The sequence below is a fragment of the Maribacter arenosus genome, from assembly GCF_014610845.1.
In the GTDB taxonomy this organism is placed as follows: Bacteria; Bacteroidota; Bacteroidia; order Flavobacteriales; family Flavobacteriaceae; genus Maribacter_A; species Maribacter_A arenosus.
On record NZ_JABTCG010000002.1, the window covers coordinates 603,975 to 617,643 of the forward strand.

Genomic DNA, 13,669 nt, shown 5'->3' on the forward strand with positions numbered 1-13,669 from the left:
AGTTACAAATGAACCAATTCCGCATCTTCTTCATGCCCATGGTCATGTTCCTCGGATGCAAACCCAAAATACAAGGCAGCCAACATCGTAAAAATATAAGCCTGTAAAAGCGCTACCAATACCTCAATAAGCGTTATGGCAAAGGAAAGACCAAACGATAATGGACCTCCTATCCAACTCTTAAAAATAAATATCAGTCCGATCAAGCTCATCAAAACTACATGACCGGCCGTCATGTTCGCATACAAACGTATCAAGAGTGCAAATGGCTTAATAAACAATCCTAAAATTTCTATGGGGACCAAAATAATATAGATGATCAATTTACCATACCAAGGCATTCCATCACCTAGTGGGTCAAAAATATGCTTCCAATAATCCTTCGTTCCCGTAAAATTCGTAATCAAGAAAACAATAACGGCCAAAGCCGTGGTTACGGCAATATTACCGGTCACATTAACCCCCAAAGGGGTCAGACCAAACATATTCAGGAACCAGATGAAAAAGAATACGGTCAATAAAAAGGGCATATATCTTTTATATTTCTTTTCACCAATGTTCGCAATGGCAATATCGTCTCGGATATATAGTACAATTGGCTCAAAGAAGCGGCCAATACCCGTAGGTACACTGTTATTCTTAACATAGCTTTTCGCAAGGCTGCTGAAAAGCCATAACAACAACAGACCTGTTACCATCATCATAACCACACTTTTTGTAATGGAAAAATCCAAAGGCTTTACATTGGTAGGGTGGTGCTCCCCATCGTAATTGATGGTCCCCTCGGCATCGGTTTTGTATATTTTACTGTGGTATAATTTATAATAATTCCCATCTACCTCAGCTAAAGTCTCGCCATGGTGAAATTTGGATGAAGAAAAGATTTTAAGACCATTGTCCCATAAAATAACCGGTAAAGGTGATCCGACATATACATGTTCACCTGCATCATTGGTATATGAAAACAATGAAAAATCATGTGAATCCTGTAAGTGGTGGCTAATGTATTCCTTGATTTCGGTCTTGAGATCCTTTTTTGGTTCATCGGAAGCAGCCTCTTTTACATTCGCAAAAGAACTATTACCCAGAAGAAGCACAGCGGCCAAAAAAATTTTCAATAATAACGGTTTACGCATATCGCTTAAAAATATCGGTCTCTAAAAATCGGTGCAAATGTAAGCTATTCTCCTAAAAAGAAAAAAGCATTTTGGAGTTTATTTTGTTGGATTTAAGTAAGATAACAGAATGTAATTTTCAATATAGTTTTTTAAGCATTTTAGCCGTGAAAACCGTTTCGATTACCAAAGAGATTCCATAGGGTATGAAAAAAGCGGCAAATTCCAATCTGCTCATTTCACCATCCATTTTATAAGCTGGATAAAACAATAGGAAGAAAAAGATGAATTTCAAAAAACTACCGCCCATAAAAAGAAAACCGATCTGGTTTTTCAGTTTACCCCTAAAAATATAAAGGGCAATAAAAATTATTGCGGCCAGAATACTATTCACCAGATAAGAAAGCCCAATCAAATTGTCATATTGAGGCAGTCCTTCGGCATTAAGAACCGTTATATGGAGCAAAAAGGCGAAACCTAACGATAGGGTCAATACAATAAGAAACTGTACAATGGGATTGATCTTTGACATTAATACTTAATTCTTTTCAGTTGCCGCAAAACTACCCAAATTGAAATTGCCACACCAAAAAGTGTGGCAATTGCCGTAAATATTCTTTTATCGGTTTGATAGTGTTCATCGAGCCATATCCCTCCTTTGGCCGCTAAAAAGATGATTGCACCCATCTCAAAAGCGATACCTGAGAGCAATGCTATATTTTTAAGATTGTTCTTTTTACTAGGAGGCTTTTGCTGGTCCATTACTGGTTTTAGCACTGCTGCTTAACGATGATTTAAATTCATTGGTGGTAATGGCGGGATTGCTGCTTTTAAACGACCCTCCCTTGCCTTTCATGGTACAGGAAGCATTAAACGTAGCTCCAGGTTCCACGGCCAATTTTGTTACCGAAACCGTTCCTTCGATCACCGCTGATGCTTTTAAGGATAATAGGTCCGATACTAAAAGTTCGCCATTGAAATTGCCTTCGATATCCGCATTTACACATTCCACTTTACCATGGATATAGCCATCCTTGCCAATGACCACCTTTCCTGAGGTCTTAACATTGCCGTCGAGTTTACCATCGATACGGAAATCGGCTTCGGAAATGATATCTCCCTTGATTTTTGTGTTTTTTTCGATTCTGTTGGGTTGTCCACCTAGTTCATTCATAGCTCTGGGTTTTTGTTTGTCTGAAAACATGTTTATGGTTTTGGGGTTAAAACGTAATTCTTGTAATCCAATAGGTTTTTATGTACTTGTATGGTTTTATAGTTGGAAGATAAAATTACAAAATTCTCCTTGCTAATTCTGTAATCCCTATTATTTTTTAGCAGTTCAACATAACCCAAGGCAAAATCCCTTGACTTGAATCCGTGAACAACGACAAATTGATCTTCCAGATTATAGATATCCTTTGAAACGATATTTTTATACTTTAAATCCTGAATTGATTTTTCCAAACGTTGCATCAATTGTAATGCTTCTTGGTTACTATGTCTTTTAAACGGAAAGACCACTTTCCAATTCCCAGTGCCACTAGCAACGGATTCAGGTGAAAATTCCTTGGATTCCAACTTGGGCAATTGTTCGGCGACCATCTGTTCCGCCTTTTTACCTTCCGGATTGTTCGGGTAGGTCAGGGCCACATAGTTCAACGCTTCCTTATAATCCTCAAAACCCTGTAATCTGCCAATGGCATTGGCCTTCAGCATTTCAAACTTAGGAACAATGGGGTCGCCCGTATATTTATTTATACTTTCCTCGGTCGCGGTAATTACTTTTAAGAACTCCTGATTTTGAAACATTTTATAAAGGTGCTCGTACTGGGCGTCGGGACTATTCGAATTGCCCGTAAGTACCGCAGCAGGATTCAACAGTATCTCGGCATATCGCGAATCGGAATGATTCTGAATGATATTCGCTTTCATATCACTGGCCAACGGACTCCCTTCTTCCTCATAAATCTTGTAGAGATTGTATTTGGAAGGAAGGATCAATCGCTCCTCTGGGTTCGATTTCAGAACCTCTTCCAATTTTCCGGCTGCCAATAAGTTCTCCTTGAATTTTTCCTTGTAGATCAATCCCAATTGATAGTTGGCGAAATTACGTTCAGTACCTAGACTATCAATAATAGCGATATCGGTTGGAATCCTATCCATATAAAAATCCAAGGAAAATTTCTCTTCGTCTGTCGGATCCAACTCTTGAGGACCTCCGTCTACAATACCAGCATCTTCTTCAGATATCGAAATAGTATTCTTATTCGACCATCGCCAATCGTCTTCCAAAACCCTTTTTCCCCATTTGTTGGTGAAATCGTTCTTGCCATAACCCAAACTGGTGATGTTATAAAAATAAAACTTGCCTTTGTTTTCTTTTCCTCCCTTGCTTTGCGTAAAGGCCGCGAAACCCTCGGTAATACGTTCTACCTCTTTCTTTTCGGCCTCTTCTTTGGCTTTTTGCAAGGCTTCGATATGCGCCTCAAAAAAAGCTATTTGTTTATCCTTTGGTAGGTTAAACAAAGTAATTACACTATCCGAATATTGAACGATGTTCTCGTACTTGATAACATCCTCTAAATTGTCCAGTTTCTTTTTTATGGATCTATATTTCTTTGTGTTTTCGGGTAGATTGGTCAAAACACTATCGTAATAGGCCCCTGCGGTTTGGTATTCGTTGAGATCAAAATTGTGTTCCGCCAAGTTCTCATAATTCAGTGCATTGAGCTTCGTATCGTTCTGGGTAGAACGCAATGATCTGTTGAAATATACCAGGGCCAAGCTATCGGCTTCGTTGGCCAAATGATATTCCGCAATTTGGCGATAGACTTTGTCCAAAAAAGGGCGGTTTTCCCTGTCTTCCTCCAATTCGGTCAAATACTCCAATAGTTCTTCGCGATTCTCGCTGGTCAGTTCAGTATTCTTTATTTTTTGCAAATGTGCATTGATCATATACACACGGGGCGATTTTCTGTTCAGTTCAATGACCCTATCAAAAGCATAGCCCGCACTGTCTTTGTGCTGCAATTGATTGTATAATTGGCCAATGATATAGTAATACCTTCCTTTTTCAGGGTTCTTCTTCGTATAATACGATGCGATCTTTAAATGTTGTATGGCGGTATCGGGTGCATTTAAGTTGATATAGGCTTGTGCCATCATTGCCCGGGCATCGGCATATTCCTGATCCTGTAGTTTTTCCAACTTCATCAAGCGTTTCAGGTTCTTTATGGCCAATTCTTCATTCTCTAAACGAATGTTCACTTTTTCCCTCCAAATATTGGCCTCATTCAATTTATCGCTTTCTTCGTATTTTCTCAATACATAATTAAAGGCTTCCAAAGCGGGGATATAGCGCTGGTCAAAATACCGAGCCTTGCCCAAGAGCAAAAAAGCCTCATCGGTCTGCGGATTCCGTTCTACCTCTGCGATATCCATGCTATGCCTTTGAATAGCCTTGGTGGCTTTTTCCTCTGCTATTATAAAGTTGGGGTTATTGTCCTCGGAATCCAATTTGATATCATCAGTAACCTCAAGACGTTCAATGGGCAGCACTTCCCAATAATCGTCCCTGTATCCGGAATTGAGTTCCTCGCGACCCTGTTCAAAGGCAATTTCGCCATTGTACAAGGTATTATACTTAGTATTCAGGGCATGCCAATTTCTATTTAGGAATGCGTCTTTTTTAGTGGAACAGGCACTTAGGATGATTGCAGCCAAAACGGCCAAAAAGATGATTTTATATCGAAGCTTCAAAATTCTCGGTATTCGTACATCTAGTTAACTTAAAAACGACCGGATTATTATGTAGTTGGTCGATAAAATGCAGTTTTTTAACTGTCTTGACAAATGCTTATTACCAAAAGCATGAAGAATAGTTGGTAAGGTTTTATTCTACCTCAAGGGTTTGTCCCTTATCGTCTTGGGTTGAACTCTTATGAATATCCCGGTCAACAAGACTTACAAGGAAGCCTCTTACGATGGTTCTATACTTCGGCATGCCCCGCAGATTGTTTAGCAGGTCATCCCGCAAAGAAGCTTTCCAATTCCCGGAGGGTTTCCGTTGAGGTCTGTATATCTTTAACGATTTCCCCCTTATTCAAGACCACGATGCGCTCACATACTTCGGTTATATGCATAAGATCATGGCTTGAGACCAAAACGGTGATTCCTTGTTTGGCCGCCAAATCCCTTATAATCGCCTTTAACCTAATCTGTGTTGTTGGGTCCAAGTTGGCGAAAGGTTCGTCCAAAATGATCACTTCGGGATTACCGATAAATGAAGCCACAATACCCGCCTTTTTCTGGTTCCCTTTGGAGAGGTCCCGCAAATATTTTCGTTGGCCCAATATCTCCCCATGGAAAAAATCCTCAAAATTGGAAAGTAACGCGTTGACATCGGCCTTATTCTGACCTCGTAGCTCCCCGATGAAGTGAAAATACTCTTCCGGGGTTAGATAGCCGATCAGGAAAGACTCATCAATAAAGGATGAGGTGAATGGTTTCCATTCTTCACTGGTGTTCACTTGTATGTCGTTATTGACGATATGGCCGGTAGTGGGCTGAATCAAATCCAATAATAAACTGAAATAGGTGGTCTTTCCGGCTCCATTATTCCCGACCAGACCAAAACTTTGGCCCTTTGGGATTTCCAAATACTCTATATTCAAAACCAATTGGTTTCCATATCTTTTGGTCAAATGCTGTGTTGTGATCATAATACAATCCATTAACTGTTTTGTTCCCTAAATCCGGCAATCATTTTATATTTTCTTTTTCTATAGGCTTCAGTCACCTTGTCCAAAAGTGTTTTTCTTAGCGCAAAACCAATAATTCCCATAACGGAAAGGGTTATCAGGGCCGCTTCGAAGGATACGAAAGTTTTTAAGGTAAAATATATTACGCTCGGAACCACCATAAGGGGCAATAGTACCAGAAATTGTGTGGCACTGGTGCCTTGCATGTTGCCAATCGCACTTTTATTCAGGTCAATCCGTTTTTTATTGAAAGATCCGAAAAACAGAATTACCGGCACGTTTACCCCTAAATTGTATAGGGCGCAACCCAAGTTGATCGCCAAGATCTTCCATCCAAAGTATACATAAGGGATCGAAAGCAAAAACATCACAACGACACTAACTGAAATAAGACCGGCCTTCGATTCGAGGTATTTTCGCAAAGGAATGTTCTGGGACATCATCATGCTATAATACTCGCTATCCCATGCGGGAATAAATTGGCCGAAGTTGGAAAGGAAAACACCCGTCATAAAAATGCCTACAAAGAGGAAAATGGTGCTGGTCTCCCCATAGGGATCCATACCATAAAAAATCAAGCCGTAGAGAATGAAGGCCAAAGAAATAAAAACCTGCATTTTGGTACGCTTGTTTCGCCAGATCAGTTTTAAATCCAGTTGAAGAAAGGGGGCAATATCCCCAAAACGCTTGGTCCAGCCCAATTCGGATGTTGTGGCCTCTATAGTCTTTTTTTTAATCGATGCATCCAGATACAGCCTTTTTCTAAGGAAGGCATAATTGATGAAATACGTGCCTACGGCTAAGCCTAAGGGGATTATTACCAAAATAGGATTTTCAAATAGGCTGTAAAACAATTGGCCTACATAGTCCTTTACAGGAAAAACCTTAAAATACTCCAAACCATACAGCACTAAAATAACTACTCCTATAATCAGGAGCACCTTATCGCTCTTATTGATTATAAAGTTCGTGTAATTTATCGTTAGGACCATGCCAATAATCGCACCCAACCAGCCTAGAACATTAAGGATAGGATACCCTTGTGCCATCAAAACAATCGAAAATGGTACGGCAAAGAAAAGCGACAGAAAATTATAGCCCGAAAGGCCTGACTTCACCAAAATATAATGTGTAATCTTCCCTTTATTGATGGGGTAAAGCAGGAGCGGCTTAATATCCATTACTGGCAACTTTTGCATGAAATATCTAAAGAAAAGTTCTATTAATACCCAATACAACATGTACCCACTAACGATCAGCATGGGGTCGGTGTCGGGAAATGCTTTTTTTAGAATGAAATAAAGCGCCACGCCTAAACCCGCGAATGACACCATCATATAGATGGCAAAAAAGCCCATTAGTAATTTAAGGGCAAGACCTTTTCCAAAGTTGGAAGACCTAAAAAAAGATTTCCATTGAAGGTTTACAAAATGTTTGAACATACAGGTTGGTCTTTTGTTCTGTGGTGTTAGTATTAGAATGCAGGCTATTGTTACATTTTAGGAACATTTTTTAAAATCCCATTTTATATGGTCACTGCTTTGCTTAGTTTTGCACTTCAAAAATCAATGAAAGAGTAAGACATGTCCAATTTTCACGTCCTAACGGTTCAAGGTATTAAATCGCTTACCCCAACTTCTGTTGCGATTACCTTTACTATCCCCAAGGAACTAAAACAAACCTTTGCCTTTGATGCTGGGCAATATATCACAATTAAAAAGGAAATAAAGGGAAAGGAAGTACGTAGGGCCTATTCCATTTGTTCTTCCCCAAAACGCGATTATATCACGGTGGGCGTTAAACGTACCCACAAAGGCGGATTCTCTGATTATGCCAATACCAAATTGAAAATAGGTGATCAGCTAGAAGTAATGCCACCCGAAGGTCGTTTTACCTTTAAACCTACCAGTGCCCCCAAAAATGTGGCCGCATTTGCCGCAGGTAGCGGTATTACGCCAATTATGAGCATTATTAAAGAGGTTTTGACGAGTAATCCCCATAATAAACTCGTATTGGTTTATGGCAACAAATCGAATACGGAGACCATGTTCTATAAAGATCTAGTAAAACTCCAGTTAGAATATGCCACTCGTTTTTTTGTCTACTTTACCAATAGTAAAGTGCAAGAAGAAGGTTCGTTATTTGGGCGAATCGATACTTCATCGGTAAATTATGCCCTAAAAAACAAACATAAGAATATCCGCTTTGACGCCTATTATCTATGTGGGCCGGAAGAAATGATCCAAGTAGTGAGCGATACGCTTCAAGAAAATGGGGTTGCCAAGGATATCATCCATTTTGAATTGTTCACGACCACCGAGACCATTGCCAAAGCTACACCAGCGGCTACTGGGGGTAAAACCCAAGTAACCATTATCCTGGATGAGGAGGAATTTACCTTGACCATGGGTAAGAACGATGTTGTTCTTGATTCCGTCTTAAAAGAAAATATTGACGCTCCGTACTCCTGTCAAGGGGGTGTTTGCAGCAGTTGTGTTGCCCGGATCACTGAAGGGAAAGCCGAAATGGTAAAAAACCAGATACTCACCGATGGTGAAATTGAAGAGGGATTGATTCTTACCTGCCAGGCTAGGCCCCTTACGCCAACACTTAAAATCGATTATGACGATGTTTAAACCCTTACCCCGACTAATCCCAGCAAAGGACTAGCCCCAAATGGGGTGCTTAAGTTATCCCTTTTACAAACTCTTTGGTTTGTGAATTCCCTTTTGAATTATAAAAAGCATACAAGTGTTGCAACTCGTCCTGTTTTGAGTCGGTTTAAACTGCCATTTTGCTTATTCCCGCTTTATAATAATGCCAGGATTAAACTCACCGGTCGGTTATCCTTTTAATATTTATATATAGATAACCCCTTTTCTTTGTAAAGAATAATGTGCCGTTTCGACCTAATTGAAATAGGATTTATTTAAATTTACGGGTCACTAGGATTACATGAACGCATCTAACGAACATCATACCGCTATTTTGGTTTTTGCACTCTCTTCGAAGGCGGAGAAAAAGCGCAAAAAAATCCAAAATGCAGATCAGTTGTTCACTGCGTTTTCCGAACATACCTTGAGAATAGCGGTTAGAACCGAACTGCCATATTTTCATTATTCGGAGAAGGAGCAAGAAGGTGATTCCTTTGGCGAACGATTTACAAACGCCATACAGGACATTTTTAATAGGGGTTATAGGCAGATTATCACCATCGGAAACGATTCCCCCCAATTAAAAGCTTCCCATATTCAAAGGGCGGCACTACTTTTGGCCCAAAATAAGTCGGTCATTGGTCCTTCAGCAGATGGTGGCTTTTACCTGATGGGATTGCACCGAAAAAACTTTGATCCGGAAAAATTCAAGGATTTGCCATGGCAAACCTCCAAATTGGCATCCCGACTAGAAAGGGATTTTTTGAACACACCATTCGAATTTGTGCCCCTTGAACGATTAGTTGATATCGACGACAGTCAGGATCTTACTATTTTATCCAAATACACAAATCAGCTTACTTATTGTATCAAAAGGATTGTTTTGTCCTTGATTGCGACAACCGTTTCCTATTATAAGACTGAACATCCTTACATTGCTCAGTTTATCTTCAAGGCCCATCAAAATAGGGGGTCGCCGCTGCCTATGGTAGCATAGCATCACTATGCCCTTCCCATTATTTTTTTAACAACCGTAAAATAACGCATCAAATTGGTGATCATCGCCCTTTACATTTCAAATGGAATGGGCATATCACCGTGAAATACTAAACAATTTATATACATCAAATGACAAAATCATATTACGACCCGGCAGATCTTCGAAAATTTGGAAATATTACGGAATGGAGTGAGGAATTAGGAACGAAATTTTTTGACTATTACGGAAAGGTGTTTGAAGAGGGGGCCTTGTCGGCACGCGAAAAATCCTTGATAGCCCTGGCTGTTGCCCATGTCGTCAAATGTCCATATTGCATCGATGCCTATACCAAAGACGGTTTGCAAAAAGGAATTACGAAAGAAGAAATGATGGAAGCCGTTCATGCAGGGGCCGCCATTGAAAGTGGGGCAACCTTGGTGCATGGCGTACAAATGATGAACAAATACAATAAATTATCAATGTAGAATAGTTGTGTATTGATTGTTGACGGTTGTCGGTTTAGTAACTGACAATTAGAACGATCTACGAACAACGAACAACGAAAAAATGATTACAAAATCACTACATGCAAGGCATAACGAGCTTGCTGAAACAAATAATCAATTGAAAATCCTTAACGGAGGTATTTTCGAAGCAGGGGAACTGCCTTATTTTAAGGATAAAATAGCCCTTACGGGCCATTTCCCCTTGACCCCGAAAAAGTTGGAGATATTTCAGGTCAATGTGGGCTATATGTGTAACCAGGTATGTGAGCATTGCCATGTCGATGCCGGGCCGGATCGCAAGGAGATCATGACCCGTGAAACCATGCAATATTGCTTGGAGGTTATTCGCAATACGGGTGCCCATACTTTGGATCTTACCGGTGGTGCGCCCGAAATGAACCCCGACTTTCGATGGTTTGTTGAAGAAGCGGCCAAGGCTGGGATACAGGATTTTATCGTACGTTCCAACCTAACTATCATGAGGGCTAATAAAAAATATCATGATTTACCAAGGTTTTTTAAAAAACACAACATCCATATTGTTTCCTCGATGCCCCATTATACGCGTGGTAAAACGGATAAACAACGTGGATCAGGAGTGTTTGATGCATCGATAAAAGCTTTACAGGAATTAAATGCCGTAGGTTATGGACTGCCCGAGAGTGATTTGCGATTGGATTTGGTCTATAACCCTTCCGGTGCCTTTTTGCCCGGAGATCAGGTTGCTATGGAAAAGGATTTCAAAAAAGCCTTGCAAGAGGATTTTAATATCAAGTTTCATCATCTGTTTGCGATAACAAATCTCCCTATTGCCCGATTTTTGGATTATTTGATCGCTTCTGAAAATTATGAAGACTATATGTATGCATTGGTTGAGGCCTATAACCCTACGGCTGTTGAAAATGTAATGTGTACCAACACGATTTCGGTCAGTTGGGATGGCTGGCTCTATGATTGTGATTTTAACCAGATGTTGGATTTAAAGGTGGCCAGTAGAATAAAACATATTAAGGACTATAATGAAGATATCCTTAATGACAGGAACATTATTATCTCCCAACATTGTTATGGCTGTACAGCGGGTGCAGGTAGTAGTTGTCAAGGAACAGTAGCCTAGTTTTATTCGAAATCAGCGTTTTGTAGGATTTAGCCTACCCATTTGTCCGTATAATTATACCTTTAAACCGACCGGGTGGTTTGTGGGTTGTTTAAAAAGTTATGTAGTACATCGGGATTTCTGCATTTTAACGATTTTTTCCCTTGCCACGTCCTAATTTACTGTGCATAACTTAAGGTTGGAGGTTCTTTGTATAGACTCAACGGTCTATTTAACCATTAAACCCAATCTTATGGATAAGAACCTAAAACGCATGGCAACCATGCAACGAATGCAAGTAACAGGCTTGGAATTGTTTTACAAAAATGGCTATTACAATACCAGTGTTGATGACATTTTAAAAGAGCTATCGCTTTCTAAAGGCGCGTTCTATTATCATTTTGATTCGAAGGAGGATTACTTTATCCAAATTATCGAAAATTTATTGGTGCGCAGAGTATATAGTATGCTCATTGAGCCTATAGAAGGACATGATAATGCCTTATTTTTAATTACCAATTGTTTTGAGAATGCATTGGAAACCGCTGTTCATAATGAGATGGATTGTGGATTTGTCTTAAACAACTTCCTGAATGAATTCAATGGTAAGAATGAAAGAATCATGAAACACTTGAACGACATTCTTAAAATCTGGGAAGTGAACTTGGTATCGGCTATCCAAAAAGGAAAATTCAACGGACATATTGATCGGCATGTTGATGCTGAGGGCGTAGCACTGTTCTTAATGAGTTCGTACATTGGCGTTCGTACCCTTATGGTAGAAAATTCTCCCAGTGCGCGAAAATACAGATTCATGGCACAACTTAAACAATACTTTAAATCGATAGAGGTAAAACAACCGACACTATAGCCCATAAGCGATTAGGCGTTCAATAGAAGAGTAACTTTTTTAAGAACTTTATCCGGGTCTATGGTGGCCATTACATTTTCATAGCCTTGGGGCACTTTATTCCCATAGATGGAAGTGGGTATCAAGGGATAAGTTTTTCTGTCGGATAAAAAAGCATTGTCTGCATCTTGCCCATAGGGATAAAACCCTGCATACGGATGGGTCACCCCCCAAAGGGTTACCGTGGGTATCCCAAATAGGGCCGCCAAGTGGGCATTACCACTGTCCATGGAAAGCATTAGGTCCAAATTGGAAATCAATGCTATCTCCTCTTCGAATGAAAGTTTGCCGATAAGGGAAAGACAATTATTATATCTAGATTCCCAGATTTCCAATAGTTCTTTTTCTTTTTGACCACCCCCAAGCATACATATTTTATACTGATTGGTTTTATTTAGTTCGCTTACTACTTTTTCCATTAAATCCAAGGGGTACATTTTACCGGAATACGCGGCAAAAGGGGCTACACCCACCCATTTCTTCGAATTGCTTCCAATAATTTCCAAGGTCTTAGCCGTCATTTTTCTTTTCCCTAAGAAGTTCGTATTGGGAAGTGTAAAAGGATATCCTAATTGGGTAAAAACATCCGCATAACGTTGGTGGGTGCTTTTAAGTTGTGAGAAAACCTTGCCTTTTGGGGCCGTCAATGCCTTTTTCTCTTTTCTTCCTTTATCAATTTGCACAAACGGAGTACCGCCCAAACGGAAAAACGGTTTGAGGATATTACTACGCAATACGTTGTGCAAATCGGCAACGGCATGAAATTTCAGTGTTCGAAGTTCGCGATAGAGCTTCCAAATTCCATAAATCCCTTTGTGTTTTTCGGAGACATCGGCAACATGAACCGATACATTTTCCAATCCATCGAAGATTGGTGCAAAAAAGCCTCTGGTCAAAACAGTGACCCTAAGTTCAGGATAGGCCTCCAGCAGCGATTTCAGGACCGGAACCGTCATGGCAACATCACCCATGGCAGATAATCTGATTACCAATAGGTGTTTGCTCTTAGTTTTCATAAAAAACAAGAAGATTATTTTTGCCCGCGGAGTATCGGGTTGAGCTCGTCATCGTTGTACATTTTCATTTGCTTATAAACCTTCATGTACTTGTTCCCGGTTTCAATATCGCTCAATAATTGGTCTATGGCAGTGGATAAATCCTTTCGTTGTTCCAAGAGCACATCCAATTTTTGACGGCACTTTTCAATATGGTCTTTTGAGGCATCCCTGCGATCGGCCTCTTCTTGCATATGATAGATCTTTAGCGCCAAAATAGACAATCGGTCAATGGCCCAAGCCGGGCTCTCTGTATTAATCGTAGCGTTTTCCTTAATTTCAACCGATTGGTATTTTTTAAGGAAATAACTATCGATGTACTCCACCAAATCGGTCCTATCCTGATTGCTCGCATCGATCTTTCTTTTTAGATCCAGGGCGGCGATCGGATCTATATTCGGGTCTCGAATAATGTCTTCGTAATGCCATTGTACCGTATCGATCCAATTCTTACGATATAACAAATGGGCTATATCATCTTTTGGATATGGGTTTTCAAAAGGTTGGTCTACGGTATCGATTTTATGGTATTTTAAAATACACTCCTTAAAAATACGATTGGCAAAAGAACTGAACATCTAACTTTTATTTTTT

Annotated in this window: 14 protein-coding genes; 5 read left to right on the top strand and 9 right to left on the bottom strand. The window is 39.9% G+C overall.

Annotated elements, in window-relative coordinates; translation table 11 throughout:
• Positions 1–2: 2 nt before the first annotated feature.
• From atpB to HPE63_RS07830, 7 genes are all read right to left on the bottom strand, one after another.
• A complete protein-coding gene (gene atpB, locus HPE63_RS07800; protein WP_188313689.1) occupies positions 3–1,136 on the bottom strand; it encodes a F0F1 ATP synthase subunit A in 1,134 nt (377 codons plus the stop codon).
• Positions 1,137–1,254: 118 nt separating this feature from the next.
• Positions 1,255–1,647: a DUF6168 family protein gene (locus tag HPE63_RS07805; protein WP_188313690.1), complete on the bottom strand. Its 393-nt coding sequence runs from the start codon at positions 1,645–1,647 to the stop codon at positions 1,255–1,257.
• Complete coding sequence (locus HPE63_RS07810) at positions 1,647–1,877, bottom strand: AtpZ/AtpI family protein (protein ID WP_188313691.1); 231 nt, start codon at positions 1,875–1,877, stop codon at positions 1,647–1,649. Before HPE63_RS07810 ends, HPE63_RS07805 begins: the two co-directional genes overlap by 1 nt.
• Entirely contained in the window at positions 1,855–2,319 is a 465-nt protein-coding gene (locus HPE63_RS07815) for a bactofilin family protein (RefSeq protein WP_188313692.1), read from the bottom strand. Before HPE63_RS07815 ends, HPE63_RS07810 begins: the two co-directional genes overlap by 23 nt.
• Before the next feature lie 2 nt (positions 2,320–2,321).
• Positions 2,322–4,874 (bottom strand): type IX secretion system periplasmic lipoprotein PorW/SprE, encoded by a 2,553-nt coding sequence (gene porW, locus HPE63_RS07820; RefSeq protein ID WP_188313693.1) that lies wholly within the window; start codon positions 4,872–4,874, stop codon positions 2,322–2,324.
• A 266-nt stretch (positions 4,875–5,140) separates the two neighbouring features.
• Positions 5,141–5,836: an ABC transporter ATP-binding protein gene (locus HPE63_RS07825; protein WP_188313694.1), complete on the bottom strand. Its 696-nt coding sequence runs from the start codon at positions 5,834–5,836 to the stop codon at positions 5,141–5,143.
• Between the two features lie 11 nt (positions 5,837–5,847).
• The gene (locus HPE63_RS07830; RefSeq protein ID WP_188313695.1) at positions 5,848–7,317 is read right to left on the bottom strand and encodes a DUF5687 family protein; all 1,470 of its coding nucleotides are present in this window, start codon (positions 7,315–7,317) and stop codon (positions 5,848–5,850) included.
• Between the two features lie 141 nt (positions 7,318–7,458).
• On the opposite strand from HPE63_RS07830, the gene HPE63_RS07835 reads away from it, so the two are divergent.
• The 5 genes from HPE63_RS07835 to HPE63_RS07855 all read left to right on the top strand — a co-directional run bounded on the left by HPE63_RS07835 (position 7,459) and on the right by HPE63_RS07855 (position 11,981).
• The gene (locus tag HPE63_RS07835) at positions 7,459–8,511 is read left to right on the top strand and encodes a ferredoxin--NADP reductase (protein WP_188313696.1); all 1,053 of its coding nucleotides are present in this window, start codon (positions 7,459–7,461) and stop codon (positions 8,509–8,511) included.
• Positions 8,512–8,830: 319 nt separating this feature from the next.
• Positions 8,831–9,526: a TIGR04282 family arsenosugar biosynthesis glycosyltransferase gene (locus HPE63_RS07840; RefSeq protein ID WP_188313697.1), complete on the top strand. Its 696-nt coding sequence runs from the start codon at positions 8,831–8,833 to the stop codon at positions 9,524–9,526.
• Between the two features lie 131 nt (positions 9,527–9,657).
• Entirely contained in the window at positions 9,658–9,993 is a 336-nt protein-coding gene (locus HPE63_RS07845) for an arsenosugar biosynthesis-associated peroxidase-like protein (RefSeq protein ID WP_188313698.1), read from the top strand.
• A gap of 82 nt (positions 9,994–10,075) precedes the next feature.
• Positions 10,076–11,131 (top strand): arsenosugar biosynthesis radical SAM (seleno)protein ArsS, encoded by a 1,056-nt coding sequence (arsS, locus tag HPE63_RS07850; protein ID WP_188313699.1) that lies wholly within the window; start codon positions 10,076–10,078, stop codon positions 11,129–11,131.
• Positions 11,132–11,363: 232 nt separating this feature from the next.
• Entirely contained in the window at positions 11,364–11,981 is a 618-nt protein-coding gene (locus tag HPE63_RS07855) for a TetR/AcrR family transcriptional regulator (protein ID WP_188313700.1), read from the top strand.
• 11 nt (positions 11,982–11,992) lie between these two features.
• Here the strand turns inward: HPE63_RS07855 and HPE63_RS07860 are convergent, their stop codons facing one another.
• Together HPE63_RS07860 and HPE63_RS07865 are read right to left on the bottom strand one after the other, a co-directional pair.
• Positions 11,993–13,036, bottom strand: coding sequence for a glycosyltransferase family 9 protein (locus HPE63_RS07860; RefSeq protein ID WP_223198085.1), 1,044 nt, complete (start codon positions 13,034–13,036; stop codon positions 11,993–11,995).
• A gap of 14 nt (positions 13,037–13,050) precedes the next feature.
• Positions 13,051–13,653, bottom strand: coding sequence for a DUF4254 domain-containing protein (locus tag HPE63_RS07865; protein ID WP_188313701.1), 603 nt, complete (start codon positions 13,651–13,653; stop codon positions 13,051–13,053).
• Positions 13,654–13,669 lie beyond the last annotated feature (16 nt).